We start from the raw sequence: 26,998 nt of genomic DNA on the forward strand, positions 1-26,998 counted from the left end.
CCTCGGGGCCTTCGAGCCCGTGACGAGGTCGGCGCCCGCGAGGCGTGCGCGAACCGGCCGGGTCAGCGGGGGAGGGGGCCGCGGGGCGGGGTCGAGGCCGCCAGCTCGACCGGCGTGAGCGCCTCGAGCGAGCGGCCGCGCGTCTCGGGGCCGAGCGCGGTGGCCGCGAAGCCGACGGCGCAGGCCGCGATGACGAACAGCGCCACGAGCCACGACGCCCCCGAGGCCGCCGCCACCAGCGCCACCGCGATCAGCGGTGTGAGGCCGCCCGAGAGCGCGCCGGCGACCTCGCGGCTGAACGCGAGGCCGGTGAAGCGGGCCCGGGCGGTGAACAGCTCGGAGAAGTAGGCGCCCTGCGGCCCGAACATCGCACCGACGCCCACGCCGAGACTGACGACGACGGCGAGGGTGATGCCGAGCGGCGATCGGGTGCCGTCGATGATCGCGAAGTAGGGGAAGACGAACAGGGCCGAGAAGCCGATGCCGAACAGCACCACGGGCTTCCGGCCGACGCGGTCGGAGAGCGCGCCGAACAGCGGCAGCGTGATCATCGTCGCGAAGGTGGCCGCCGTCACGGCGATCGGGCCGACGGAGTTCGCCAGCTTCAGGGTGCCGACGAGGTACGCGGTGAGGAAGGTGAGGTTCACGTAGGCGAGCACGTTCTGCGGCGTCTGCGCCCCGATGAGCACGAGCGCCGCCTTCTTCTCGAAGCGGAAGACCGAGCCGATCGGCGCCGCCTTGACGGTCGGCTGGGCGGCCGCCCGCTCCTGCGCCTCGAGGAAGGCCGGGCTCTCGGCGAGCTTCAGCCGGATGAACAGCGCCACCGCGATCACCACGACGCTCGCCGCGAACGGGATGCGCCAGCCCCAGCTGAGGAAGTCGTCCTCGGGCAGCTGCGTCACGAGCGCGAACGCCCCCGACGCGAGCAGCAGTCCGAGGTAGACGCCGACCGCCGGCCACGCCCCCTGCAGCCCGCGCGAGCGCGCCGGGGCGCTCTCGACCGAGAGGATCGCGGCCCCGCCGAACTCGGCGCCCGCCCCGATGCCCTGCACCGCCCGCAGCAGCACGAGGATGATCGGCGCCCAGACGCCCACCTGCTCGTAGGTCGGCACGAACGCCATGGCGACCGTCGACACCCCCATCACCAGCAGCGTGATGACGAGCACGTTCTTGCGGCCGACCGTGTCGCCCAGCCGTCCGAAGATCAGCCCGCCGAGCGGCCGGATGAAGTAGCCCACGGCGAGCGTCGCGAAGGCCGCGAGGGTCGCCACCGTCGGATCGGCGTCGGTGAAGATGATCCGGTTGAACACCAGCGCGGCGGCCGTGCCGTAGAGGTAGAAGTCGTACCACTCCAGCGCCGACCCCACGAGCGCGGCGGCCGCCACCCGCCGGTTCACGCCCGTCGTCGTCACCTCAGCCCGCGACATCGATGCCCTCCTCCTCGCCGACCGGCCCCGCCTCCGCCCCGTGCGAATGGATCAGCCGGATGATCTCCTGGCTCATGCTGTCGTACTCGTGGGTGTTCGTGCGCTCACCGGTGATGGCGAAGCGGTCCATCACGGCGATCCGGTCGGCCAGGGTGATCATCTCGGCGAGGTCGCTCGAGATCAGCAGGATCGCCATGCCCTCGTCGGCGAGCCGCCAGATCAGCTCGTAGAACGACCGCTTCGTGCGCAGGTCGATGCCGATCGTCGGTTCGTCGATGATCAGGATGCGCGGCGAGGCCGCGAGCCACTTCGCCAGCGAGACCTTCTGCTGGTTGCCGCCCGAGAGCCGCCCGGCCAGCTGGCTCTGCGACGAGATGCGGATGTCGAGGTCGTCGACGAAGCGCGCCACCAGCTCGCGTTCGCGCCGGGCGCTGATCAGCCCCGGCCCGCGCTGCAGCTCGGGCCACACCGTCACGGCGATGTTCCGCGTGATGCTCTGCTCGAGGAAGACGCCCTCCTCCTTGCGGTTCTCGGTCACGTAGCCGATGCGATGCCGGTGCAGCGCCTGACGCACCGAGCGGATGCGCGCCGGCACCCCCTCGACCCGCAGCTCTCCCGCGGTGATCCGCTCCAGGCCCACGATCGCGCGGGCGAGCTCGGTGCGGCCGGCGCCGACCAGGCCGTACAGGCCGACGATCTCGCCGGGACGCACGCTGAGCGACACCCCGTGGTGCCCGGCGGTCGTCGTCACCGACGACAGCTCCAGCGCGGGGGCCTCGCTCCGGGGTGCCGGCCGCGAGGGCACGGTGAGCGAGCCGAGCGCCCGCCCCACCATCGTGTCGACGATCTCGTCGTGCGAGTGCGCCGACAGCGGCTGGGACTCCAGCACCGAGCGGCCGTCGCGGAGCACGGTGACCGTGTCGCAGTGCGCGTAGACCTCCTCGAGCTTGTGGCTGACGAACAGGATCGCGGCCCCCTCGTCGCGCAGCCGGTCGACCACGCGGAACAGCCGGTCGCTCTCGGCGCCGCTGATCGACGCGGTCGGCTCGTCGAGCAGCAGCACCCGGGTCTCGGTGAACAGCGCCCGGGCGATCTCGACGAGCTGCATCTGGGCCGACGAGAGCTCGGCGATCGGCGTCGCGGGGTCGAGGTCGACCTCGAGCTGCGCGAGGCAGGCCGCCGCCTCGTCATGGGCGCGGGCCCAGTCGATGCGGCCCGCCCGCCGGGGCATGCGGCCGAGCACGATGTTCTCGGCCACGGTGAACCCGCGGATGACGTTCCGCTCCTGATGCACCACGCCGATCCCGGCGTCGCGGGCGGCGGCCGGATCGGTGAGCTGGACCTCGGCGAGGCGGCCGTCGGCGCCCGGCAGCAGGATGCGTCCGCCGTCGGGCCGGTGCACGCCCGTGAGCGCCTTGATCAGCGTCGACTTGCCGGCGCCGTTCTCGCCGAGCAGCGCGTGCACCGAGCCGGGCAGCATCGTCAGCGACACCTCGTCGAGCGCCTTCACGCCGGGGAAGGACTTCGAGATCGTGCGGGCCTCGAGGGCGGGGACGGTCATCGGGCGGCCTCCAGGGTGTCGGTGGCGGGAGCATCCTGAGCCCGGGCGGCGCCGCGCCGCCGCTCGGCGCGCACCTGCCGCACGCGGTCGAGGGCGACGGTGCCGAGCACCACGGCGCCGATCACGAAGTTGACCCAGGCGGGCGCGAGCTGGAACTCGGCGCGCGCGGTGTCGACGAGCCGCACGACCGTGGCGGCGAGCACCGTGCCGAGCACGGCGACCGTGCCACCGGTCAGCGCGACGCCGCCGATGATCGGGGCGGCGAAGCTCGGCAGCAGCCAGTCGCCGCCGACGCTCTGGTTCACCCCGGGCAGAGCGGCGAGGCTGACCAGCGCGGCGACGCCGCAGAGCAGGCCGGAGGCGGTGTGGGCGAGCACGACGCTGCGGTCGTTGGAGATGCCGAGCAGCCGGGCCGCCTCGGGGTTGTCGCCGCTCGCGAGCAGCCGGCGGCCCGACCGGGTGTACCGGAACGCCAAGGCGACGACCACCGCGACCGCGACGGCGGCGAGGAAGATCAGCGGAACGCCGAGCACGGTGGCCCGGCCCACGGCGGCGAGCGGCTGCCAGTTGTCGGCCGAGACGGTGCGCGTGCCGACGAGGGCGTACTGGGCGCCGAGCAGGATGGTCATGGTCGCCAGCGTCACGATGAAGCCGTTGATGCGGGTGAGCACCACGAGCCAGCCGTTGGCGAGTCCGGCCAGGGCGCCCACCACGAGCGGCACGAGCGCCCCGATCAGCGGCGGCACGCCGACGTCGGCCATCAGCACGGCCGCGAGGGCCGCGGCCACCCCGCCGATGGCGCCGACCGCGAGGTTCAGCTGGCCGACGGCGACCGTGATCATCTGCGCCAGGCCGATCAGGATGGGCACGGCCAGGAACTGGAAGAAGGTGCGGATGCCGACGGGGGAGAAGAGGTCTCCGCCCGAGGCGATGCCGAGCAGCACGGTGCCGGCGACGACGATGGCGATCAGGGTGATGCTCTGCGACCGCAGCACCGGGCGGCGGCCGGAGCGGCGCACGCGGCTCATGCCGGCACCTCCTCGGCGTCGGGGGTGCGGCCCCGCCGGAGCCGGATCTCCCGCACCCGGTCGGCCGACAGCGCGACGAGCAGGATGACCCCGAGCAGCACGTTCAGCGTCTCGATGCCGACCCCGAACAGCTCGAGCCCCTTGCGGATGACGAGCGTCAGCGTGATGCCGAGGAAGGTGCCGACCACCGAGACGTAGCCGCCGGCCAGCAGCGTGCCGCCGAGGATCGGCCCGACGAACGACTGCAGCATGAACTCGTCGCCGATCGAGGGCGTGAACGAGCCGATGCTGGTGGCCAGCAGGATGCCCGCCAGCGCCGCGAGCGTGCCCGAGAGCGTGTGGGCCAGCACGATCCGCCGCGAGGTCGGGATGCCCGACAGCTCCGCGGCGGTGACGTTGCTGCCCGTCAGCAGCAGCTCCCGGCCGTAGCGCGTGCGCTGGTAGAGCAGCCCGATCAGGGCCATCACCACGAGCACCGGCACGACCATCAGTGGGATGGCGGCCGGCCCGCACCAGCCGGCGAGGCAGACGGAGGCGAAGGAGCTGCGCCCGAGCAGGTCGAAGCCCTCGGGCTTCACCACGAAGGCGGAGCCGGTGCTGAGCGCCGAGTAGACCGTGGGCACGAGGCCGAGCAGCGCGAAGCTCATGGCGAGCGTGACGATGAAGGAGTTGACGCCGGTGCGGGCGATGATCCAGCCGGTCAGCGCCCCGATGGCGGCGCCGGCGACGAGGCCGAGCAGGATGCCGGCCACCAGCGGCAGGGCGAGCAGGTCGAACGAGATGCCCGAGACCATCGCCCCGAACGCCGCCATCTGGCCGACCGCGATGTTCATGTGGCCGATCGAGAGCACCGTCATCTGGGCGAGCCCGACGACCGTGAAGACCGCGATCGAGGTGATCAGGGGGGCGAGCACGAAGGCGCCGTTCAGGAACGACGGCTTGAGGACGATCAGCACCGCGACCAGCACGACGATGATGGCGATCAGCACGAAGCGCGGGGTCGCCAGCCAGCGCAGCACGGCGGGGCGGGATCTCACGCGACGATCCGGTCGTCGATCGCGTCGAGGTCCCAGCAGATGCCGAGACCGGGCTGCAGCGGGGCGAGCGCCCGCCCGTCGACGATCTCCAGCTCCCCGTGGGTGATGGCGCGCAGCTGGGGGATGTACTCGACGTAGCGGCCGTTCGGCACCGCTCCGACGAGGCTCACGTGCAGCTCCATCAGGAAGTGCGGGCAGACCGCGACGTTGAAGGCCTCGGCGAGGTGCGCGACCTTCAGCCACGGGGTGATGCCCCCGACCCGGGCGACGTCGACCTGCACCACTCCGGCCGCACCGCGCTCGAGGTACTCGCGGAACTGGGCCACCGAGTACATCGACTCGCCCACCGCGATCGGGATGCTCGTGCTGCGCGCCAGCCGGGCGTGCCCCTCGATGTCGTCCGCCGGCAGCGGCTCCTCGAGCCAGAACAGGTCGAGCGGCTCGAAGGCCCGCGCCCGCCGCGCGGCCTCGGCTCCCGTCATCGACTGGTTCGCGTCGACCATCAGGTCCATCCGGTCGCCCACGGCGTCGCGCACGGCCCGCAGCCGCTCGACGTCGTCGGCCACGTGGGGCATGCCCACCTTGATCTTCAGCCCCGCCCAGCCGGCCGCGCGGGATCGCCGCGCGCCCTCGACGAGCTCGTCGGTCGAGAGGTGCAGCCATCCGCCCTCGGTGTCGTAGAGCGGGACGTCGCGGCGGAACCCGCCGGCCGTCTGCCAGAGCGGCGCACCGGCTCGGAGCGACTTGAGGTCCCAGAGCGCCGTATCGACCGCGGCGAGGGCGAGCGAGGTGATCGCCCCCGTCGTGGTCGCGCGGGTCGAGGCGAAGAGGCGGTGCCAGATCGCCTCGACGTTCGCCGCGTCCTGGCCGGGCAGGAGGTCGAGCAGGTGGTCGCGCAGCATCGACAGCACCGCCCGGCCGCCCGTGCCGATCGTGTACGAGTAACCGGTTCCGGTCAGGCCGTCGTCGGTGTCGATCTCGACGAAGACCGTCTCCTGCTTGACGAAGCTCTGCACGGCGTCGGTGCGCACGGTCTCGACCTCGAGGTCGACGAGGCGGGCGCGGGCGGTGGTGATGGTCGGCATCGGTGCCTCCGGGACGGCGGCCGCGGGCGGCCGGAAGGACGGGCCGCGAGCGCGGCGGGTCAGTAGGTGCGGCGGGTCAGTGGGTGCGGCGGGTCACGGTGCGGCGGGTCAGGAGCAGGCGAGGTGGTCGGCGTCGAAGTCCTTCATCAGCTGCTCGCTCGCGGCGGTGCGCTCGTCGTCGTAGCTCGCCACGTTCTCCTTCGTCACCACGAACGAGCCGGAGTCGATGATCGCGCCCGGGTCGGACATCGTGCACTCCTTGCTGGCCAGCTTCGCCAGGGCGTAGCTGCCGACGTAGGCCTGCCCGGTCGGGTTCTGCGCGATGGTGGCGTAGACCGAGCCGTCCTCGATCGCGGCCAGGATCGTCTCGTCGTCGTCGATGGCGACGAGCGTGATCGGCAGGCCCGACTCCTTCACCGCGGTGGCCGCGGCGACCGCCGGGTTGTAGGCGGTCGAGACGATGCCGGTGATCTCGCTGCCCTTCGAGGCGAGCAGGTCGGCGACGGCCTTCTGGGCGGTGGTGATGTCGGTGTCGATGTCGGTCACGTCGGGCAGCAGCGTGACCGCGCCGTTCGTCTCCTCGACCGCCTTCTTCACGCCCGCGATGCGGCGCTGGGTGTTGGAGTCGACGTTGACCCCGGTGAGGTGCGCGAGCACCCCGCTGCCGCCCATCGCCTCGATGGTGGCCTGGGCCGCCTTGTAGGCGGCCGCCTCGGTGTCGGTCGAGAGGCAGAAGTCGGCGTCGTTGGTGTCGCCGGCCGGGCACGAGCCGAGAGCGGCGGTCGCGATGCCGTTCTGCTTCAGGTTCTGGAACGTCGAGTTGATGTCGGTCGGCGAGACGCCGAACACGCCGAAGGCGTTGTAGCCGTTGGCCACGAGGGAGTTGATGACGTCGTTCTCCTTCGTCTGGTCCCACCCGGCGGTTTCGTTGAAGGTCGCGTCGCCCAGGCCGAAGTCGGTCTTGGCCTGGTCGGCCGCCGCGATCCACGGCTGGAAGTAGGGGTGCGGGCCGCCCGGCACGAGCGCGACCTTCACGGTGTCGAGTCCGGCGGCCTCGCCGCCGCCGCCCGTCGACGCCTGGGGGGTGCAGCCGGACAGCAGCAGCGCCGCGGCCGTGATCGCCGTGACGGCGAGGGGAAGGGTGGTGCGTCTCATCGTTGAGCCTCCATCGGTGCGGGCCATCAGGTCATCATCGGTCGTCATTCGAATCCTATAGGATTTCCGCCATGCTCCACGATAGATTGGGTCCTGTCAAGCAGGAGGGAGCGACGGATGCTCGAGGGGCAGTATCTCGACTCGCTCGGCGCCGTGCCCGGCGCTCCGCGGCCGACCGAGGTGCATCAGCACCTGCGCGGGCTGATCATGTCCGGCGCCATCCCGCCCGGTGCGCGCATCAACATCGACGACGCCGCCCGGCAGCTCTCCGTCTCGCCCACCCCGGTGCGCGAGGCGCTCGCCGGGCTGGAGTCGGAGGGGCTCGTCGTGAAGGTGCCGTTGCGGGGCTACCGCACCACCGAGCTGCTCACCCGCGACGAGCTGATCGAGCTCTACGAGCTGCGCATGCTGCTCGAGCCGGCGGCCGCGGCCTCGGCGGCCCGGCGCCGCGACGACGCGGCGCTCCAGGCCTTCGACGCGGAGCTGGCGACGCTCAACGGGCATCCCGCCGCCCTGCCGGCCGGGGCGCTGTCGGCGCACGACGAGCGGCTGCACGGCCTGGTCTTCGACACCGCGGGCAATCGGCTGATCAGTCGCACCTACGCGCGCACCCACTGCCACCTGCACATCTTCCGGCTGTCGTACGCGGGCAGCTACGGGCACGGCACGCTCGACGAGCACGTCGAGATCGTGCGGGCGATCCGCGACTCCGATCCGGAGCGGGCCGCCGAGGCGATGCGCGAGCACCTCGACCTCTCGCTCGGCCGGGTGCTGGGTACGGAGGCCGCGGCTCACTAGACCCTCGGGTGCCGCTGCTGCACGATGCCCTGCAGCACCGCGGCCGCCGCGCCACGCGCCCAGTCCTCGAAGGCGTGCGGGCGCAGCACGATCCGGCAGCGCCCCGCTGCGCCGAACGCGTGGGCCTCGAAGGCGGCGCGCAGCCGCTGGTCGTAGAGGTCGTAGTCGGCGACGGCCTCGCCCGTGATCAGCACGATCTCGGGCCCCGTCAGGTTCGCGACCGTCGCGATGGCCGTGCCGATGACGGTGCCGGCCCGGTCGAACACCTCGACGGCCGCGGGGTCGCCCTCGTGGGCGAGCGCCACGGCCTCGTCGATCGAGGCGACCGGATGCCCGTCCCGCACCCCGCCCGCCTCGGCCACCGCGCGCACGATCGCGCCGGTCGACGCCACCGCCTCGACGCAGCCGCGCCGGCCGCAGGTGCAGACGAACCGCTCGGACGTCAGCGGCAGGTGCCCGATCTCGCCCGCCACCCCGAAGGCGCCCTCCACGACCTCGCCGTTGACGTGCAGGCCGCAGCCGATGCCGCTGCCGATCGTGATGATGGCGAACGAGCTCGTGCCGACGCCCTCGCCGAACCAGTGCTCGGCGACGGTCAGCGCCCGCACGTCGTTCTCGATCAGCACGGGCAGGCCGAGCCGCTCGGTGAGAGCGGCGCCGAGGGGCTCCCCGGTCCAGCCGAGCAGGGCCGACTCCCGCACGACGCCGTTCCGGGAGTCGACGTCGCCCGACACCGAGACGCCCACCCCGGCCAGCCGCTCGCGCCGGTCGCCGAGCAGGGCGCAGAGCCGCTCGGCGATCTCGGCGACGCCCTCGACCACGGCGTCGAAGGAGCGGCCGACCGGCTGATGGGCCGAGACGAGCAGCCGTGCCCCCAGGTCGGTGGCGACCCCGATCACCTCGCCGGGGTTCACCTTGATGCCGAGCACCACGAGCGACGCCGGGTCGACCTTGATCGGGTTCGCCGGCCGGCCGCGGGGGCCGCCCCGCGGTGCCGGGTCGTGGTCGACGATCAGCCCGGCCGCGATCATCGGCGCCACGGCCTTGGTGACGGCGGCCTGCGACAGCCCCGTGGCCCGGGCGACGTCGGTGCGCGAGAGCGGGCCGTGGGTCAGGATGCCCGTGAAGATGTCCACGGCGGCCGGCGACGCGGCCCCGAGCACGCGCAGCGCCTCGTCCGCCCGCTGCCCGATCCGCACGCTGCTCATCGCGACCCTTCCGTCGTGCACCCCATTCTGCCGGTCGCGGGGCCGCGACGCCCGCTAGTCGTCGATCCTCCGGAGATCGAGCAGCACGGCCTGCGCCGGATCGAGCGTGGGCAGCGGCACCCCGGCCACGGCGAGCACCGTGCCCGGCAGCTCCACGCCGCCCGCGCGGGCCGCGTCGAACCACTCCGGCCCCTCGCCCTGGTGCAGCGCCACGGCCCCGAGCTCGTCGCGCACGGCAACCCGGTAGCTCGCCGAGGCGTCGAGCCCGGGCATCCGCACCCGCCCCGACTGGCCGGCGGCCGAGGTGTCGAGCCGGGCCCAGACGTAGAGCGCCCGGGAGCCGTCGGCGGCCACGCTGCCGTGCAGCAGGGTCTCGTCGTCGGGCAGGTCGGCGTGCACCCGGCGGCCCGTGGCGACGAGCTCGCGGATCTCCTTGTAGAGCCCGCCCCAGCGGCGGAGCGCCTCGAGCTCCTCCGCGGTGCAGCGTGTGATGTCCCACTCGATGCCCGCCGAGGCGAACAGCGCGGTGGCGAGCCGGAACGACAGGTCGGCCGAGCGGTGCGTCGTGTGCGAGCGCTCGGCGCCGACGTGCGAGCCGAGGAGCTCGGGCGGCAGCAGCAGCTCCGACCAGCGCTGGATGCGCTGCCGCTCGATCGGGTCGTTGCAGTCCGAGGTCCAGACGCGGTCGGTGCGCGCGAGCACGCCGAGGTCGACGCGGCCGCCGCCCGAGGCGCAGGACTCGATCTCGAGCGCGGGGAAGCGGCCCCGCAGCGCGTCGAGCAGGGCGTAGAGCGCGAGGGTCTGCGCGTGCACGCCGGGCGCCCCGCCGGCGGTCTGCCGGGTGGCCTCCATCAGATCGCGGTTGTGGTCCCACTTCAGGAAGTCGATCGCGTACCGCTCGACCAGTGCCGAGATGGCCTCGAGCAGGTAGTCGAAGGCCTCGGGATGCGCGATGTCGAGCACGTACTGGTGCCGGCTCGAGGTGCCGAGGCCGGCCGCCGGGCCGAGCACCCAGTCCGGATGCGCGCGCGCCAGCTCGGAGTCGAGGTTGATCATCTCGGGCTCGAACCAGAGCCCGAACTGCATCCCGTGCGATCGCACCCGGTCGGCGAACGGGCCGAGCCCGTCGGGCCAGACGCCCTCGTCGATCTGCCAGTCGCCGAGCCCTGCCTTGTCGTCGCGGCGGCCGCGGAACCAGCCGTCGTCGAGCACGATCCGCTCCACGCCGATCGAGGCGGCGCGGTCGACGAGGTCGATCAGCCGGGGGAGCTCGTGGTCGAAGTAGACCGCCTCCCAGGTGTTCAGCACGAGCGGCTGGGCGCCCGGCCGCCGGCGGTCGGCGCGCACGTGGTCGTGGAAGCGGTCGGCGATCCCGTCCAGGCCCTCGCCCGACCAGGCGAACAGCACGAGCGGCGTCGAGTACGTCTCGCCGGCGGCCAGCCGGATCTCGCCCGGCCGCACCAGCTCGCCGCCGCCGAGCACGGCCGAGGCCGCGCCGGCACCCTCGGGCAGCCGCTCGACGAACCAGCGCTGGTCGCCGCTCCAGGCGACGTGCATCGCCCAGACCTCGCCGTGGCCCGCCCCGAAGCCCGGGGTACCCGCCGCCATCAGGTACGGCGAGTCGACGCCGGGCTTGCCGCGGCGCACCTCGCGGGCGTGCAGGCCGTCGCGCACCGGGGTGCGCTGCGGTTCGCGCTCGCGGCTCCACTTGCCGGTGAAGTCGAGGATCTCCGTGGCCCGGGCCGGCAGCGGCAGCTGCGCCACGAGCCCGGCCAGGTCGTAGGGGGCGTCGCCCGCCTGTGCGATCGAGTCGATCGAGGTGGACACCCCGACGAGACCGCTGGGTTCGAGGGTCACCCGCTGCCGGATCGCGAGGCCGCTGACCGCGTCGTCGAAGCGGAACTCGATCGAGCCGCCGGCATCCTGCACATCGGCGAGAACCTCGCGCAGCACCGGCCGCGGCGTCGTCGCCCCGCCCGCGCGGTGCCCGCTCAGCCCTGGCACGCCCGACCAGTCGTGGCGCTCCCCGGGCAGCAGCGGGAACCGCCGCGCCACGTCGGGCGCGTTGTGCAGCCGGGCCGTGCCCGAGGTCAGCCGGAGGGCCTCCAGCTCCGCGTCGGAGAGCGGGCCGAGATCACGGCCCCAGTGCAGCACCGACGGGGCGTCGCCCGTCGCGTCGACGACGAGGGACACCCCCGCCGCGCGCAGGTGGGGGATGCGGTGGGGTACAGAGCTCATCTCGTCCTTCTCCGTCGAATTATTTGACAGCATCAATTATTGCTACTTATGCTGACTGCGCAACTCGTGCAAGACCTACCAGATGGGCGAGATCAATGGCGATTACAGCGTCTCGCGGCACCCGCGCCGCGAAGAGCACCCGCATCCGGGGCCGGGGGGCGATCAATTCGCACTCCCCGGCGCACCGGCACGACGGGCGGCTCGCCTGGGTGCTGATCGCCCCGGCGCTCGTGGGTTTCGTGGTGTTCTTCCTCTACCCGACGCTCCGCGGCATCTACCTGAGCTTCACCGACTTCAAGGTGCTGACGCCGCCGACCTTCACCGGCTTCGACAACTTCGTGCGGCTGTTCGGCGACCAGGTGTTCTGGTCGTCGCTCGGCGTCACGGTCTACTTCGTGCTGCTCAGCGTGGTGTTCGGCATGACGATCTCGCTCGTCACCGCCGTGGTGCTGCACCGGCTCACCTCGAACACGGTCGTGCGCGGCATCATCATCCTGCCGTTCCTGATCTCGGGCGTCGTCGCCGCGACCACCTGGTCGTGGATGCTCGACTCCCAGCTCGGCGTCGTGAACATGCTGATCGAGCAGCTCACCGGCGAGCCGATCCTGTTCCTCGGGTCGCGGGCCTGGGCCATCCCCTCGATCGCGATGATCAGCGTCTGGAAGTCGATGGGCTACAACGCGATCATCATCTTCGCCGGGCTGCAGACCATCCCGCCCACCATCTACGAGGCCGGCCGCATCGACGGGGCGAACGAGGTGCAGATGTTCCGCCGCCTGACGCTCCCGCTCCTCCGCCCCATCCTCGCCATGGTGCTCGTGCTCACCGTGATCGGCTCGTTCCAGGTGTTCGACATCGTCGCGGTCACCACCAAGGGCGGGCCCGCCAACGCCTCGAACGTGCTGCAGATGTACATCTACGACAAGGCCTTCGGGCAGTTCGACTTCGGCTACGGCGCCACGATGTCGCTCGCGCTCTTCGCGATGCTCATCATCATCACCTTCCTGCAGATGCGGCTCATGCGGGCGAGCGAATCGGACACCAACTGATGACCACCATCCTGAAGCCCACCCCCCGCGTGACCACCGAGGTGCTCACCACGCCCGAGCGGCCGAAGACGCCGCGCGGCCGCACGATCTCCCGGTTCTCACCGGGCCGGGCCGTGGCCTGGCTGTACATCGTGATCGTGCTGGTCGTCACGGTGTTCCCCTTCTACTGGATGCTCCGCACCGCCTTCTCGAACAACTACTCGCTCATCCGCGACCCGGGATCGCTGCTGCCCGTCGACTTCACCTGGGGCGCCTTCGCCCGGGTGCTCGGCATCGCCAGCCAGGAGCAGTCGCTCGCCGAGGGCGGCTCGGGCGCCTCGATCGAGATCCTGCACTTCCTGCTGAACTCGGTGATCTACGCGACCGTGCAGACCGTGGCGATCGTGTTCTTCTCCACCATCGCGGCGTACGCCTTCGCGCGGCTGCGGTGGAAGGGGCGGGATCTGATGTTCTCGATCTTCCTCGCGGCACTGATGGTGCCGGGCATCCTGACCCTGCTGCCGAACTTCGTGCTGGTGAAGGACCTGGGGCTGCTCAACACCTTCGCGGGGATGATCCTGCCGACGGCCCTGTTCTCGGCCTTCAACATCTTCTTCCTGCGCCAGTTCATGCTGGGCCTCAGCGAGGAGGTCGAGGAGGCGGCGCTGATCGACGGCGCGGGGCGCCTGCGGGTGCTGTTCCGGATCACGCTGCCGATGACCTCGGGGCCGATCATCACGCTGTCGATCCTCGGCTTCATCACGGCCTGGAACGACTACTTCTGGCCCCTGCTCGTCACGAGCGACGACTCGGTGCGGCCGCTGACGCTGGCGCTCGCCGTGTTCAAGCAGTCGTCGCCGCAGGCCTCGCCCGACTGGGCCGGGCTGATGGCGGCCACCCTCGTCGCCGCGCTGCCGATGCTGCTGCTCTTCCTCGTCTTCGGCAAGCGCATCGTCAACTCCATCGGATTCACGGGGCTGAAATGACCGAGCTCTCGCTGCACGAGCGCCCGCGCGCCGACGCGCTGCGCCTCGGCTTCACCGAACCCGCCGCCGAGTGGGTCGAGGCCGCTCCGGTGGGCAACGGCCGCACCGGCGCCATGGTCTTCGGCGGGCGCTCGGGCACCCGGCTGCAGCTGAACGACTCCTCGGTCTGGTCGGGCACGCCGTCGGCCGGGTCGACGGCCCTCGACGAGCTGGTCGCGGGCGGTGCCGGTCCCGAGCGGCTGGCCGAGGTGCGCGCCGCCATCGACCGCGGCGACTACCGCGAGGCCGAGCGGCTGCTCTACTCGTTCGAGGGGCCGTGGAGCCAGGAGTTCCTGCCGCTCGGCGACCTCGTCGTGACCGAGCCGACGGATGCGCGGGCCGCGGGTTCGGGCGCCGCCGGCGCTGCCCACGCCGCTCGCCCCTACGCCCGCGAGCTCGACCTCGACGACGCCATCGTGCGCGAGCGGGCCGGCGTCGACGGATCGCGCACCACCCGCACCGTCTGGGCGTCCGCCCCCGCGGCCTGCGTGCTCGTGCACCTCGCCTACGACGAGCCGAGCGACGTGGTGCTCGAGCTCTCGACGCCGCTTCGGCTGGAGCGCACGATCGCGGGTGCGGACTCGGGTTCGGCGTCGCTCGCCCTGGGCGTCCGGCTGCCGATCGACGGCGCCCCGCTGCACGAGGAGCTGGTCGCCGAACCGCTGGTCTACCGCGACGAGCGGCACGCCGGTGCCGCCGCCTACGACCCCTACGCCGCGATCGCGGTGGCGGTGCGGAGCGACGGGGTCGCCACGGCGGACGGAACGGGCATCCGTCTCACCGGCGTGCGCCGGGCGCTCGTCGCGATCGCCACCGACAGCACCGGCCGTCGCTGGTGGCAGGGCGACGGCTCCGACCTCACCGCCGCCGCGCGCCCGGCGCTGATCGCCGACACGCTGCGGCTCGCCGAGCGGGCCGCCGCGACCGCCCCGGCCGAGCTGCTCGCCGAGCACCTCGACGACGTGCGGCCGCTGCTCGGCGCCTCGACACTGCGCATCGGCGCCCGGCGCGCCGGGCTGTTCGACGTCGGCCGCGACGTGCTGCGCGGCGGCGACGACGCCCTCACGGCGACCGTGCTCACGCAGTTCGGGCGCTACCTGCTGGTCGCGGCCTCGCGCCCGGGCTCGCCGCCGGCGAACCTGCAGGGCATCTGGAACGACCAGCTGCGCCCGCCGTGGTCGTCGAACTACACCATCAACATCAACACCGAGATGAACTACTGGGCCGCCGAGTCGAGCGGACTCGGCGTGTGCCACCGGCCCCTGCTCGACCTGGTCGAGCGGCTCTCGGTGACCGGGGCCGAGACCGCGCGCCGGCTCTACGGCACCCGCGGCTGGGTCGCCCACCACAACACCGATCCGTGGGGATACTCGCTGCCGGTCGGCGCCGGACATGGCAACCCCTCCTGGGCAATCTGGATGATGGGCGGGCTCTGGCTCACCGACCACCTCTGGCAGCACTGGCGCTACTCGCTCGACGAGCGGTTCCTGCGCGAGCGGGCGTGGCCGGTGCTCGTCGGCGCGGCCGAGTTCGCGCTGGACTGGCTGGTCGAGGACGCCCGGACCGCTGACGGCGCCGACGGCGCCGGGGACGGCAACCGCGGGCTCCGCACCATGCCGTCGACCTCGCCCGAGAACCTCTTCCGCGGGCCCGACGGCCACGCCGAGTCGCTCGCGCAGTCCTCCACCATGGACATCGCCCTGATCCGGGCCCTGTTCGGACGCGTGACGGAGGCGGCCGGGGTGCTGGGGCTCGAGCATCCGGTGCTCGCCGAGATCGCCGCCGCGCTGCCCCGGCTCGTGGGGTTCGCGGCCACCGCGGACGGCCGGCTGCGCGAGTGGGGCGCCGACCTCGTCGAGGTCGACCCCGACCACCGGCACATGTCGCAGATGATCGCGGTCTACCCGCTCGGCCTGATCGACCCGGCCACCACACCCGAGCTGGCCGAGGCCGCCCTGGCGACCCTCGACCGGCGCGGCCCCGGCGCGATGGGCTGGTCGTGGGCCTGGAAGATCGCCCTGCGCGCCCGCCTCGGCGACGGCGAGACCGCCCGCGAGCTGCTGCGCGAGGCGAGCGCCCCGTTCGAGCGCGACCACCAGCGGCTCGCGCCCGTCGACGGCTCGGAGTGGGGCGGGCTGCTGCCGAACCTGTTCTCGACGCATCCGCCCGTGCAGCTCGACGGGAACTTCGGCTTCGCGGCCGCCGTGCGCGAGCTGGTGCTCGGCACGGCCGAGGGAGCGGTGCAGCTGCTGCCCGCCCTGCCCGAGGCGTGGGCCGACGGCGAGCTGCTCGGCGGGCGGCTGCCCGGCGCCCTCACGGTCGACCTCCGCTGGGCGCACGGTCAGCCGGTCGAGGTGGTCGTGCGGCGCCTGGCCGAGGCCTCCCCGCGCGTCGTCGACGTCGAGCTGCGGGGCCGGCGGATGCGCGTGCCGCTGGAGAGCCACGCGACCGTGCTCGACCTCTCCGCGCTCGTGCCGACCGGGGCGGGAGTGCGCTGATGCTCGTCGACGCCCCGCTCGAGGTGCTGCGGGAGTACCGCAGCAGCCAGACCGTGCCCGAGGACTTCGACGAGTTCTGGGCGGGCACGATCGCCTCTGCCCGGGACACGGGCGGAACGGTCATCCGCACCCCCGTCGACACCGGCCTCGTGGGGGTCGACGTGTTCGACCTGACCTTCCCCGGCTTCGGCGGCGACCCCGTGCGCGCGTGGCTGCGACTGCCCAGGATGCGCGACCGCCCGCTGCCCGCCGTCGTGCACTTCACCGGCTACGGAGCCGGGCGCGGCGCCCCGATCGACGACCTGCTGTTCGCGACCGCCGGCTACGCCCACCTCGTGATGGACACCCGCGGACAGGGCGACGGCGGTACGGTCGACCCCGGCTTCGAGCCGATCGCGCCCTCGGGCTTCCTGACCCGCGGCATCACCGACCCGCACTCCTACTACTACCGTCGTGTCTTCACCGACGCGGCGCGGGCGGTCGACGCCGTGCGCGGGCTCGACGAGGTCGACCCCGACCGGGTCGCCGTCGCCGGCAACAGCCAGGGCGGCGGCATCGCGATCGCGGCGAGCGTGCTGTCGGAGGGCGTGCGGGCCGTGCTCGCCCAGGCCCCCTTCCTCGCCGACCTGCCCCGGGCCGTCGGCGCCACCGACCGCTACCCCTACCGCGAGATCGCCGACCTGCTCACCCGGGCCCGCCACCTCGAGGCGCCGGTGCTGCAGACGCTCGCCTATTTCGACACCGTCAACCTCGCCACCCGTGCCCGGGTGCCGGCCTGGTTCTCGGCCGGGCTGATGGACGACATCACCCCGCCCTCCACCGTGTTCGCGGTCCACAACGCGTGGGCCGCCGAACGTCACATCGTCACCTGGCCGTTCAACGGCCACGACGCAGGCGGGTCGCACGACCTCGCGGGTGCCCTCCGGGTGCTCGCCGAGACCGTCGGCCGCGCCTGACACCTCACCGCCCTGCACATCATGATCGAAGAGGAACCATGAGAACGAGAAGACTGATCCCCGCCCTGGCCGTGCTGGCCCTGGCCGCACCGCTCGCCGCCTGCTCCGCGGGAGGAGGCGGGGGAGACTCCGCCGGCGGCACCGTGAACTGGTGGACCTGGGACGAGAAGCAGGCCGTGTCGTACAAGGAGTGCCTGGCCGGCTTCGAGGAGGAGAACCCCGGCGTCACCGTGAACATCTCGCAGTACGGCGTCGATGACTACTTCACCAAGCTCACCGCCGGCTTCGTGGCGGGCAACGCGCCCGACGCCTTCCAGAACAGCGTGCAGTTCTTCGACGCCTACGCCAAGCAGGGGCAGCTCGAGCCGCTCGACGACTACATCTCGAAGAGCGACTACGACCTGGGCGTGTTCAACGTGGGCGTCGAGAACTGGAAGTACACCGACGGCAAGCAGTACGCCCTGCCGCTGGACTGGGCAGCCAGCGCCATCTACTTCAACGAGGACATGGTCACCCAGGCCGGCTACACCGCCGACGACATCGCCTCGATGACCTGGAATCCCGACGACGGCGGCACCTTCGACCAGATCGCCACCCACCTGACGATCGACGAGAACGGCGTGCGCGGCGACGAGCCCGGCTTCGACAAGACCAAGGTCGCCACCTACGGCGTCGGCAACCTCGGCACCGAGGACTACATCGGCCAGACCACCTGGAACCCGTTCATCTCGACCACGGGCTGGAAGATCGGCGACCCGGCCGCCTGGGCCACGCAGTTCCGCTACGACGACCCCGAGTTCATCAAGACGATGGACTGGGTGCGCGGCCTCTCCGACCGCGGCATCGCGCCGAAGCTCGGCGAGTTCACGATCGGCGACACCGAGCAGCTCGGCTCGGGCAAGGTGGCCATGTCCTCGGGCGGATCGTGGTCGGCCAGCACCTTCGCCCAGCTGCCGGGCCTCGAGGTCGGCATCGCGCCGACCGTGCTCGGCCCCGACGGCACCACCCGCTCGATGATGTCGAACTCCAACGGCAACGAGATCTGGGCGGGCTCGAAGAACAAGGACAACGCCTGGAAGTGGATCTCCTACATGGGCTCCGAGGACTGCCAGACCAAGGCGGCGCTGCAGAGCGGCTCGTTCTTCCCGTCGATCCCCGGCGCCATGGACGCGGTCGCGGCCGACCAGCTGAGCAAGGGCGTCGACCTCGGCGTCTTCGTCGACGCGGCGAAGAACGGCTGGATCTACCCGGCCTACCCCTCGGCCAACGGCTCCGAGATGGGCACGACGATCCAGCCGCTGATGGAGGCGTTCTTCACGCACGAGCGCGACGACGACGTCTTCCCCGAGATGGCGGCGACCTCGAAAGAGATCCTGGCCGGGTGATCGCCACCGGCACGGGTGAGGATGCGCGGCTGACGCTGAGGACGCCGGCCTCGGTCGACATCTTCACGCGCATCCTCACCCACGGTCCGATCGGCCGGATCGACGTCGGCCGGCAGACCGGCCTCTCGCAGGCGGCCGTCACCAAGACGGTGGCGCCCCTGCTCCTGGACGGCATCGTCGCCGTCGACCGCCCCCTGGCCGGCACCGTGCCGGCCGGGGCGGCGCCTGGCCGCCCGGTGCACCCCCTGCGGGTCGTGCCCTCGGCGCGGCTCGTGCTGGGGGTCAAGGTCAACCCCGACGAGGTGATCGGGGTGGCCACGGGGATGACGGCGGGCATCCTGCACGTGGTGCGGCGCCCGCTCGCCTCGACGTCGCCCGCCGCCGTCATCGGGGCGGTCGCCTCGGTCGCCGAGGAGCTCGGGCTGCTGCTCGGCGACCGGGCCTCCCGGCTGATCGGGCTCGGCGTCGCCGTGTCGGGCGACGTCGACACCGCGACCGGGATCGTGCGGGACTCACCGCTCCTCGGCTGGCGGGGCGTGCCGCTCGCGCATCCGCTCGCCGCCCGGCTCGGGGTGCCGGTGCGGGTCGACAACGACGTGCGCGCGCTCACCATCGCCGAGCACTGGTTCGGCGTGGGCCGCGACTCGGGCTCGTTCGCGGTCGTGACCATCGGCTCGGGCATCGGCTGCGGGCTCTACCTCAACGACGACGTGGTGTCGGGGGCGCACGGCGTGGCCGGCGAGCTCGGGCACCTGCCGCTCGCGTCGCTCGACGCGGTCTGCGTCTGCGGGCGGCGGGGCTGCGTCGAGGCGGTGGCCTCGTCGGGGGCCGTGCTGCGGGCGGTGCGGGCGGCGACGGATGCTCCGCTGCTCACCCTCGCCGAGGCCGCCGGCCTGGCGCGGGAGGGCGTGCCAGGCGCCGTGGCCGCCTTCGATCGCGCGGGCACCGCCATCGGCGCCGCGCTCGCCATCGTGGCGAACCTCACCGGGCCGGACACGGTGCTCGTGGCGGGCGAGGGCATGCAGGAGTTCGAGCTCTACGAGCGCACCATCCGCACGACCTTCGCGGCCCACGCCTTCGGGGCGGCGGCCGACTGCGTACTCGTCACACGGGCGCACACCTTCGAGGACTGGGCCCGCGGGGCGGCGGCCTCCCTCATCCGCGCGGCGGTCCGCCAGGAGTTCTGACGGGGCGGGTGCTCAGCAGCCCGGGCCGCTGCCGAGCACCTCGGTGTCGAGCGGCCAGCGGATGTCGAGGACGTCGCCCGGCTGCACCGCGAGCGGGTCGGTGCAGGGGAAGTTGACGCGGACGACGTCGGCCGTCTGCAGCTGGAACCGCGAGGCGATCGCGAGGACGGTGTCGTTGTCCGTCACGGTGTAGCGGTACTCGTAGTCGTTGACCTGCTCGGCCGGTCCGTCCGCGTAGGGCGCGGGGCCCGTGTCCTCCACCCAGGGGGTGTTCGGGGTGTTGCCTCCGTCGGTCTGGCCGCCGGCATCGTTGGGCCGGGTCGGCGGCAGCGGTTCCGGGGGCGTCGTCGGAACCTCGGGAACCGGCGCAGGCTCTTCCGTCGGCTGCGGGGAGGGGGTCGGCGTGGCGGTCGCCGTCGTGACGACCGTGGCCGTGACCGTCACCGGCGCCGCCTGCGGCGACAGCAGCGTGCATCCCGACAGGAGGACGACGCACAGCACGGCGCCTGCCGCAGGAAGTAGGCGAGTCATCCCCGAATGCTACCGACCCGACCGCCGCGCTACTCGACGGGTTGCGCCTGCGAGCGGGTCGGCAGGTGCGGGTCGACGCTGAGGAGGCGGCGCATCTCGGCCGGGAGGGTGGCAGCCGCGCGGTAACGGGCCATCAGCGCCGCGTTGGCCTCGTAGTTCGGGCCCTCGCGGAGCTCGGCCACGTGGTGCAGCGCGAAGACGCGGCCCTCGTGCCGGCGCGGCGGTTCGCCGAGCAGGGTCTCGTGGGCGACGTGCCAGGCCGCATCCTCGAAGCCCCAGCCGCGGAACCGCTCGTCCTGGCCGCCGTGGCTCGCCCAGGTGGCGGGCGTGGTGACGTAGACGCCCGAGCACGCGCCGCGCACGACCTCGTGGTCGCACTCGGCGAGCGGCACGCCGGCGGCGTGCTGCGCCGTGCCGGCCGCGCCGAGCCAGCGGTACTCGGTGTACGGGAGGTGCACCCGCCCCGAGGTGGCGGCCGCGGCGATCGCCTCGCGCAGCGCTCCGCCCTCGGGGATGGTGTCGGCGTCGCCGATCACGACGACCTCGTCGGGGTCGGCCAGCCGCCCCACGCCCAGGTTGCGGCAGCGCGCCAGGTTGAACACCTCGTCCTCGGAATCGACGATCAGCACCGGCACGTCGCCGAGCTCCTCGCGGTACCAGGCGACCACCGCGTCGAACGCGGCGAGGCGGGAGGGCTGCGGCCTCCACGGGATGACGATCGTAACCATCCTCCGACAATAAGGCCCCCCGCCCCCTCCTCGCGCCGAGTAAGGTGAGGATATGTCGTATCGCTCGAGGGGTCGGGACTCCATCGATCCCGCACCGGCGCGAACGCGCCCGTCGGCCGGCGATCCGCACGCGATCGCGTACTTCCGACGTCACCGTGACGACGATCCGGCGGAGTCGATTCCGGCCCGCGAGCAGATGGCGGGATGGCCGGTCGGAGTGAGGGCGAAGGTCGCCGCGGTGCTCGTCGCGGTTGCCGCCGCACCGCCATCGCGATTCTCCGGCGGCGGCTACTGGCAGGCGATGCACGGGGCGATGTCGGGCTGGTTCGAGGTGCGGGTCGACGGGCCCGGGCGAGAGCACTTCCGCGTGTTCTGCCTGCTCGACCTGGAAGGGATCTCGCCGGCTGGGGACTCTGCCGGAGCGCGACTCGTCATCGTCGATGCGCGACGCAAGGCGTTCCGGACGACGCTCTCCGACGCGGACTACGAGCGGGTGAGGGCCCTCGGGCGTGAATACCTGCGCCGCAACCCGAGGAGCTGCGTGTAGCGCTAGGCCGCAGGGGTGCGCATCGGTACCGTGATGGATTCGCGCTCCGCGGCCGTCAATGGTTCGAGGGTCAGGCGAAGTCCCAGGGCGCCGGCGAGCTCGGCCACGGTGCCGATGGTCGGGTTGACGTTCGGCGCCGAGAGCAGGCGACGCACGGCGGCTGCCGACATGCCCGTCGCGCGCGCGAGCCCCGCCTTCGAGAGCCCCTCGGTCGCCGCGGCGTCGTTGAGGGCGTTCACGATCGCGTCGATGGTGGCGATGCGGGCGGATTCCGCCGCGTAGGCCCGCGCGTATTCGGGGTCTTCGAGGTCGGACCGAAGGTCGGACCAGAACTGCTCGGTCATGGTGTGAGCGTAACATAAAAGGTACACCACGGTGCGACTTGATGCGGGATACGGTGGGCGGATGGCGGCGGTCGTGAGCGTGGAGGCGGTGTTCGGGGCGGGCGTCGAGGCGGCCGTGCGGGGCGAGTGGGAGGCGCTCGCCGGTGCCGGGATGTCGAGCCTCGCGGGGCACACCTCGGCGAGCAACGCGCCGCACCTGACGTTCGCGGTGCGGCCCGCCGAGGGCGGGTTCGGGCCGTTCGCGCTGCCCGCGGCGGTGGCCCGGGCGCTGCCGCTGCCGGTAATGCTCGGGGCGCCGATGCTGTTCGGGGCGGGGGAGCGGCGGGTGCTCGTGCGGTCGGTGCTGCCGACCGCTGGGCTGGTGGCGCTGCACGCGGCGGTGCACGAGACGCTCGCATCAGGCGGGGGCGAGGATGCTCCGCACACGCGACCCGGGGAGTGGACGCCGCACGTCACGCTCGCCCGCCGCATCCGGCTCGAGCAGGTGCCCGCGGCCCTGGCGCTGCTCGGCGGCGACATCGCGGGCGAGATCGTCGGCCTTCGCCACTGGAACGCCGACACCGCCACGGTCACCCCGCTCCGCACGACGGGCGGCGCGGCGTTCGACGCCGGCGAGTTCACCCGTTCGTAACCGGAGGGTGCGAGCATCCGGTCATGTCGACTTCTGAGCCCTTCCTGCCCGTCGGTGACCCGCGCGACGCCGAGGCCGACGAGGCCCTGCGCGAGCGCGATCTCGCGGGCGACCCGCAGGACGACACCGCGTCCGACGTCGACGACGAGGCGGCGGTGGCGGCGGTCGACGATCCCGACGCCGACCGCGCGGCCGGTGAGCAGCGGATGCACGCCGAGTCGACCCCGTTCCGCCGCCCCGAACCGGGCGAGCGTCTGAGCGCCGACGAGCTGGCCGCCGACCTCGGCGACGACGCCGGCGACAGCGCCTGAGACCTTCGCGAATCGGAGCCAACTCTCGGTTCCGCGGCGTACCGTTGCTGCAACCGGAGCGGCTGCGCAGCAAACGGCCGTCGGTTCGTCGGAAGAAGTGATGCCAGATGGCTCGTAACCAGAAGCGCTGGGCGGTCGCGATCGCGGCCCCTGCCGTCGTCGCCGTGGTCGTCGCGGGTGGGGTGCTCGCCACCTCCGCGTCGGCCGACCTGCCCGAGAAGACGCCAGAGCAGGTGCTCGAGCTGGCGGCTCAGGCCGACGTGCAGACGTTCTCGGGAACGGTCGAGCAGAGCTCCGACCTCGGTCTCCCCGACCTGTCGGGCTTCGGCGGCGCAGGCGCGGGCAGCGGCAGCGGCGGGTCCGGCAGCAGCAGCGACGGCAGCGGCACCGCCGCCGATCAGGGCCTCTCGCCCGAGTCCGCCCTCGAGCTCCTCACCGGCAGCCACGAGGCCCGCGTCTACGCCGACGGCTCCGACAAGCTGCGCGTGCAGGTGCTCGACCAGCTGGCCGAGCGCGACGTCGTGAAGAACGGCGACGACGTCTGGCTCTACGACTCCAGCGACGACTCGGCCGTGCACACGACGCTGCCGGCGCGCGGCGACGCGAGCGCCGACGCCAGCTCCGGCGAGGCCACCCCCGGCGCCGTCCCCACCCCCGCCGACATCGCCCAGCGCTTCCTCGCCGCGGTCGACCCCTCCACCGACGTCTCGCTCGGCGCCGACACCACGGTCGCCGGCCGCGACGCCTACGACCTCGTGCTCACCCCGCGCACCGACGCCACCCTCGTCGGCTCGGTCTCGATCGCGGTCGACTCCGAGACCGGCATGCCGCTGCAGGTCGAGGTGCTGGCCCGCGGCGAGTCCAGCCCGGCCTTCGAGATCGGCTTCTCCGACCTCTCCCTCGACATCCCGTCGGCCGAGCTGTTCGACTTCACCGCCCCCGAGGGCACCACGGTGACCGAGAAGGCCCTGCCGACCAAGGGTGACGTGCCCGAGGCGTCGGCCGCGCATCCGGAGCCCGTCGTCACCGGCGAGGGCTGGGCCAGCGTCGTCGAGCTGCCGATCGGCACCGACACCGCCGACCTCACCTCCTCGCCGATGTTCTCGCAGCTGACTACGAAGGTCGACGGCGGAAGCCTGCTGCAGACCACCCTCGTGTCGGTGCTCCTGACCGACGACGGCCGCGTGTTCGCGGGCGCCGTGCCGGCCGAGGCGCTGCAGAGCGCGGCCGCGGCGACCCCCGCCAGCCCGGCCGAGTGACCGCGGCGCCGGCCGCCATCCAGACGAGCGGCCTGACGAAGCGCTTCGGCCGCCAGACGGTGGTCGACGGCGTCGATCTCGACGTCCCGGCCGGCGCGGTGTTCGGCTTCCTCGGTCCCAACGGCTCGGGCAAGACGACGACGATCCGCATGCTGCTCGGGCTGGCGAATGCGACGGCCGGCGAGATCACGGTGCTCGGCGAGCGGATGCCCGGCACACTCGGCACCGTGCTCCCCGACGTGGGCGCGCTGATCGAGGGCCCGGGCTTCTACCCCTTCCTCTCGGGCGCCGCGAACCTGGCCCGGCTCGACGCGGCCGACGGCTGGGCGCCGCGCGCGACCCGCCGCACCCGCGTGGCCGAGGCGCTCGACCGCGTCGGCCTCACCCAGGCCGGCGGCAAGAAGGTGCGCGCCTACTCGCTCGGCATGAAGCAGCGCCTCGGCATCGCGAACGCTCTGCTGATGCCCCGGCAGCTGATCGTGCTCGACGAGCCCACCAACGGCCTCGACCCGCAGGGCACCCGCGAGGTGCGGGGGCTCATCCGCTCGCTGGCCTCGACCGGCACGACCGTCTTCGTCTCGAGCCATCTGCTCGCCGAGATCGAGCAGATGTGCACCCACATCGGCGTGATGCGCGGCGGGCGCCTGGTGGCGCAGGGCACCATCGACGAGCTGCGCGCCGCCGGTCAGGCGACGCTGCACCTCACGGTGGCGGCTCCGGATGCGCGGCTCGCCGTGCGCACGCTGGCCCCCCTCGGCATCGTGGTGACGACGGCGGCCGCTCCCGAGGCGCAGGCCGCCGAGGTCGCCCCCGAGGCTGCCGGCGACACCGCCCTCGCGGCCCCGTTCCCCGACGGACTCCCGCCCGAGCACGTGGTGGCGGCGCTCGTCGGCGCCGGAGTGCGCGTGCGCGGGGTCGCCGTCGACCGCCCCTCGCTCGAGGACAGCTTCGTCGCCCTCACCGGGGAGGGCTTCGATGTCGTCCAGTGACCCCACCGCGGCGACCGTCCGCTCTCCCCGCCGCGCGCTCGGCTGGGGCTTCTTCCTCAGCGAGCTCGGCGTCCTCTTCCGCCGGCGCCGCACCCAGGCCATGCTCGGCGCCCTGGCGGCCGTGCCGATCCTGATCGCCGTGGCCATCCGGGTGACCGGCGGCGACGGCCGCGGCCCGGCGTTCCTCGACCGCATCAGCCAGAACGGCCTGTTCGTCGGCATGACCGCGCTCGTGGTCTCGATCCCGCTGTTCCTGCCGCTGACGGTCGGCGTGGTCGCCGGAGACTCGGTCGCGGGAGAGGCCTCCACCGGCACGCTGCGCTATCTGCTGGTCTCGCCGGTCGGGCGCATCCGGCTGCTCGTCGTGAAGTTCGCCTCGGCGGTGGTGTTCTGCCTCGCCGCGACCCTGACGGTCTCGCTCGCCGGCATCCTGGCGGGCGCCGTGCTCTTCCCGATCGGCCCGGTGACGCTGCTCTCGGGCAACACGGTCGACGTGGGCGAGGCGCTGCTGCGCGCCCTGCTCATCTCGGTCTACGTGGCTCTCGGCCTCGTGGGCCTCGCGGCCATCGGCCTGTTCATCTCCACGCTGACGGATGCCCCGGTCGGCGCCATGGCCGCCACGGTCGTCGTGGCGATCCTCTCGCAGGTGCTCGGCCAGCTCTCGCAGACCGAGCTGCTGCACCCGTTCCTGCCGAGCTACCACTGGCTCGACTTCGCCGACCTGCTGCGCCAGCCGATCGACTGGAGCTCGTTCGCCGGCAACGCCTGGCTGCAGCTGGCCTACGTGGCGATCTTCGGGACGCTCTCGTACGCCCGCTTCGCCACGAAGGACGTGCTCTCCTAGGAGCCGGGCCGGCCGGGCCGCCGCCGGTCGCGGACGCGGACGCGGGCGCTACGCCAGCGCCGGCACGCGTTCGCCCGCGGGCGGGTCGGCCGGGGCCGTACCGTCGCCGAAGGGCCGGCCGCCGAGCTCCTCGCGGTGGTGGGGAGTCAGCCAGCCCCGTGCATCCGGCCCCTTGGGGATGATGCCCGTCGGGTTGATGTCGCGGTGCACCACGTAGTAGTGCGCCTTGATCTGCGCGAAGTCGATGGTGTCGCCGAATCCCGGCGTCTGGAAGAGGTCGCGGGCGTAGGCCCAGAGCACCGGCATCTCGGCGAGCTTCTGCCGGTTGCACTTGAAGTGCCCGTGGTAGACGGCGTCGAAGCGGGCGAGCGTGGTGAACAGGCGCACGTCGGCCTCGGTGATCGTGTCGCCGACGAGGAAGCGCTGGCGCGACAGCCGGTCGCTGAGCAGGTCCAGCCGCTCGAACAGGGCGTCGTAGGCCCGCTCGTAGGCCTTCTGCGACCCGGCGAAGCCCGCGCGGTAGACGCCGTTGTTCACGTCGCGGAAGATCTCGGCGTTCAGGGCGTCGATCTCGTCGCGTAGGCGCTCGGGGTAGAGCTCGGGGGCACCCGGGCGGTGGAACTCCGTCCACTCGGTCGAGAAGTCGAGCGTGATCCGGGGGTAGTCGTTGGTCACGACCATCCCGCTCGCCACCTCGACGATCGCGGGCACCGTGATGCCCTTGGGGTAGTCGGGGAAGCGGGCGAAGTACGCCTCCTGCAGGCGTTCGATGCCGAGCACCGGGTCGCGGCCGTCGGGGTCGAGGTCGAAGGTCCAGCTGCGCTCGTCGTGGGTGGGGCCGGGCAGGCCGAGCGAGATGGCGTCCTCGAGGCCGAGCAGGCGGCGCACGATCACCGTGCGGTTCGCCCACGGGCAGGCGCGGGCGGCGACGAGGCGGTAGCGGCCGGCCTCGACGGGCCAGCCGTCCCGTGCGTCCCGGGTGATCCGATCCTCGATGTAGGCGGTGTCGCGGGTGAACTCCCCGGGCTGAACGTAGCTCATGCTCGAACCCTAGCCCCCGCGGCCCGTGCCGCCACCGACCGCCAGGAGTGCCTCAGTTTTCGATCAAGAACTGCCCAGTTCGAGGGCCGGATCCGAGGTCGATACGGCGTAATGGAAAAGCCGAAAGGCCTGGTCAGCACTAACGAACCCGGGGTGG

The 26,998-nt window shown here is 72.7% G+C and carries 25 protein-coding genes; 13 read left to right on the forward strand and 12 right to left on the reverse strand.

From position 1 onward, the window contains the following. Positions 1-62: 62 nt before the first annotated feature. From ITJ64_RS08435 to ITJ64_RS08460, 6 genes are all read right to left on the reverse strand, one after another. Positions 63-1,427, reverse strand: a complete 1,365-nt coding sequence (locus ITJ64_RS08435; protein ID WP_194680206.1) for an MFS transporter — start codon at positions 1,425-1,427, stop codon at positions 63-65. Then, positions 1,414-2,988, reverse strand: coding sequence for a sugar ABC transporter ATP-binding protein (locus ITJ64_RS08440; RefSeq protein ID WP_194680207.1), 1,575 nt, complete (start codon positions 2,986-2,988; stop codon positions 1,414-1,416). Before ITJ64_RS08440 ends, ITJ64_RS08435 begins: the two co-directional genes overlap by 14 nt. Beyond that, positions 2,985-4,016, reverse strand: coding sequence for an ABC transporter permease (locus ITJ64_RS08445; protein ID WP_194680208.1), 1,032 nt, complete (start codon positions 4,014-4,016; stop codon positions 2,985-2,987). The genes ITJ64_RS08440 and ITJ64_RS08445 overlap by 4 nt, the downstream gene beginning before the upstream one ends. Then, a complete protein-coding gene (locus ITJ64_RS08450; protein WP_370545099.1) occupies positions 4,013-5,053 on the reverse strand; it encodes an ABC transporter permease in 1,041 nt (346 codons plus the stop codon). The genes ITJ64_RS08445 and ITJ64_RS08450 overlap by 4 nt, the downstream gene beginning before the upstream one ends. Beyond that, on the reverse strand, positions 5,050-6,138 hold the full coding sequence (locus tag ITJ64_RS08455) for a mandelate racemase/muconate lactonizing enzyme family protein (protein WP_194680209.1): 1,089 nt from the start codon (positions 6,136-6,138) through the stop codon (positions 5,050-5,052). Before ITJ64_RS08455 ends, ITJ64_RS08450 begins: the two co-directional genes overlap by 4 nt. Before the next feature lie 108 nt (positions 6,139-6,246). Then, entirely contained in the window at positions 6,247-7,341 is a 1,095-nt protein-coding gene (locus tag ITJ64_RS08460; protein ID WP_228507754.1) for a substrate-binding domain-containing protein, read from the reverse strand. A 69-nt stretch (positions 7,342-7,410) separates the two neighbouring features. Between ITJ64_RS08460 and ITJ64_RS08465 the strand changes: the two genes are divergently transcribed. Further along, on the forward strand, positions 7,411-8,091 hold the full coding sequence (locus ITJ64_RS08465) for a GntR family transcriptional regulator (protein ID WP_194680210.1): 681 nt from the start codon (positions 7,411-7,413) through the stop codon (positions 8,089-8,091). Here ITJ64_RS08465 and ITJ64_RS08470 read toward each other — a convergent pair. After that, the gene (locus ITJ64_RS08470) at positions 8,088-9,299 is read right to left on the reverse strand and encodes an ROK family transcriptional regulator (protein WP_194680211.1); all 1,212 of its coding nucleotides are present in this window, start codon (positions 9,297-9,299) and stop codon (positions 8,088-8,090) included. The two genes, ITJ64_RS08465 and ITJ64_RS08470, sit on opposite strands and share 4 nt — an antisense overlap. Positions 9,300-9,353: 54 nt before the next feature. Further along, positions 9,354-11,537 (reverse strand): alpha-galactosidase, encoded by a 2,184-nt coding sequence (locus ITJ64_RS08475; RefSeq protein WP_194680212.1) that lies wholly within the window; start codon positions 11,535-11,537, stop codon positions 9,354-9,356. Between the two features lie 95 nt (positions 11,538-11,632). On the opposite strand from ITJ64_RS08475, the gene ITJ64_RS08480 reads away from it, so the two are divergent. Genes ITJ64_RS08480 through ITJ64_RS08505 form a run of 6 tightly spaced genes read left to right on the forward strand, consistent with a single transcriptional unit; the run spans position 11,633 to position 19,616 of the window. Beyond that, positions 11,633-12,586, forward strand: a complete 954-nt coding sequence (locus ITJ64_RS08480; RefSeq protein WP_194680213.1) for a carbohydrate ABC transporter permease — start codon at positions 11,633-11,635, stop codon at positions 12,584-12,586. Continuing rightward, a complete protein-coding gene (locus ITJ64_RS08485) occupies positions 12,586-13,551 on the forward strand; it encodes a carbohydrate ABC transporter permease (RefSeq protein ID WP_194680214.1) in 966 nt (321 codons plus the stop codon). Before ITJ64_RS08480 ends, ITJ64_RS08485 begins: the two co-directional genes overlap by 1 nt. Then, positions 13,548-16,088, forward strand: coding sequence for a glycoside hydrolase N-terminal domain-containing protein (locus ITJ64_RS08490; RefSeq protein ID WP_194680215.1), 2,541 nt, complete (start codon positions 13,548-13,550; stop codon positions 16,086-16,088). The genes ITJ64_RS08485 and ITJ64_RS08490 overlap by 4 nt, the downstream gene beginning before the upstream one ends. Next, complete coding sequence (locus ITJ64_RS08495; RefSeq protein ID WP_194680216.1) at positions 16,088-17,044, forward strand: acetylxylan esterase; 957 nt, start codon at positions 16,088-16,090, stop codon at positions 17,042-17,044. The genes ITJ64_RS08490 and ITJ64_RS08495 overlap by 1 nt, the downstream gene beginning before the upstream one ends. Before the next feature lie 38 nt (positions 17,045-17,082). Continuing rightward, a complete protein-coding gene (locus ITJ64_RS08500; protein WP_194680217.1) occupies positions 17,083-18,429 on the forward strand; it encodes a sugar ABC transporter substrate-binding protein in 1,347 nt (448 codons plus the stop codon). After that, positions 18,426-19,616 carry an ROK family protein gene (locus tag ITJ64_RS08505; RefSeq protein ID WP_370545100.1) on the forward strand — a complete coding sequence of 397 codons (1,191 nt, stop codon included), beginning with the start codon at positions 18,426-18,428 and terminating at the stop codon, positions 19,614-19,616. The genes ITJ64_RS08500 and ITJ64_RS08505 overlap by 4 nt, the downstream gene beginning before the upstream one ends. A gap of 12 nt (positions 19,617-19,628) precedes the next feature. On the opposite strand, the gene ITJ64_RS08510 is transcribed toward ITJ64_RS08505, so the two are convergent. Both ITJ64_RS08510 and ITJ64_RS08515 read right to left on the reverse strand, forming a co-directional pair. Next, positions 19,629-20,147: a LysM domain-containing protein gene (locus ITJ64_RS08510; RefSeq protein WP_194680218.1), complete on the reverse strand. Its 519-nt coding sequence runs from the start codon at positions 20,145-20,147 to the stop codon at positions 19,629-19,631. A gap of 29 nt (positions 20,148-20,176) precedes the next feature. Then, entirely contained in the window at positions 20,177-20,875 is a 699-nt protein-coding gene (locus ITJ64_RS08515; protein ID WP_194680219.1) for a hypothetical protein, read from the reverse strand. A 238-nt stretch (positions 20,876-21,113) separates the two neighbouring features. Between ITJ64_RS08515 and ITJ64_RS18895 the strand changes: the two genes are divergently transcribed. After that, the gene (locus tag ITJ64_RS18895) at positions 21,114-21,422 is read left to right on the forward strand and encodes a hypothetical protein (RefSeq protein ID WP_228507756.1); all 309 of its coding nucleotides are present in this window, start codon (positions 21,114-21,116) and stop codon (positions 21,420-21,422) included. A gap of 2 nt (positions 21,423-21,424) precedes the next feature. Here ITJ64_RS18895 and ITJ64_RS08525 read toward each other — a convergent pair whose 3' ends face one another. After that, positions 21,425-21,766 (reverse strand): DNA-binding protein, encoded by a 342-nt coding sequence (locus ITJ64_RS08525; RefSeq protein WP_194680221.1) that lies wholly within the window; start codon positions 21,764-21,766, stop codon positions 21,425-21,427. 61 nt (positions 21,767-21,827) lie between these two features. Between ITJ64_RS08525 and ITJ64_RS08530 the strand changes: the two genes are divergently transcribed. The 5 genes from ITJ64_RS08530 to ITJ64_RS08550 all read left to right on the forward strand — a co-directional run bounded on the left by ITJ64_RS08530 (position 21,828) and on the right by ITJ64_RS08550 (position 25,800). Further along, complete coding sequence (locus tag ITJ64_RS08530) at positions 21,828-22,397, forward strand: 2'-5' RNA ligase family protein (RefSeq protein WP_194680222.1); 570 nt, start codon at positions 21,828-21,830, stop codon at positions 22,395-22,397. Between the two features lie 23 nt (positions 22,398-22,420). Then, the gene (locus ITJ64_RS08535) at positions 22,421-22,708 is read left to right on the forward strand and encodes a hypothetical protein (RefSeq protein WP_194680223.1); all 288 of its coding nucleotides are present in this window, start codon (positions 22,421-22,423) and stop codon (positions 22,706-22,708) included. A 107-nt stretch (positions 22,709-22,815) separates the two neighbouring features. Then, entirely contained in the window at positions 22,816-23,967 is a 1,152-nt protein-coding gene (locus ITJ64_RS08540; protein ID WP_194680224.1) for an outer membrane lipoprotein carrier protein LolA, read from the forward strand. After that, complete coding sequence (locus ITJ64_RS08545) at positions 23,964-24,956, forward strand: ATP-binding cassette domain-containing protein (protein WP_194680225.1); 993 nt, start codon at positions 23,964-23,966, stop codon at positions 24,954-24,956. The genes ITJ64_RS08540 and ITJ64_RS08545 overlap by 4 nt, the downstream gene beginning before the upstream one ends. Then, positions 24,943-25,800 carry an ABC transporter permease gene (locus ITJ64_RS08550; protein WP_194680226.1) on the forward strand — a complete coding sequence of 286 codons (858 nt, stop codon included), beginning with the start codon at positions 24,943-24,945 and terminating at the stop codon, positions 25,798-25,800. The genes ITJ64_RS08545 and ITJ64_RS08550 overlap by 14 nt, the downstream gene beginning before the upstream one ends. 48 nt (positions 25,801-25,848) lie before the next feature. On the opposite strand, the gene ITJ64_RS08555 is transcribed toward ITJ64_RS08550, so the two are convergent. Next, entirely contained in the window at positions 25,849-26,841 is a 993-nt protein-coding gene (locus ITJ64_RS08555) for a glutathione S-transferase family protein (protein ID WP_194680227.1), read from the reverse strand. Positions 26,842-26,998 lie beyond the last annotated feature (157 nt).

It is taken from the genome of Herbiconiux sp. VKM Ac-1786, from assembly GCF_015350805.1.
Classification (GTDB): Bacteria; Actinomycetota; Actinomycetes; order Actinomycetales; family Microbacteriaceae; genus Herbiconiux.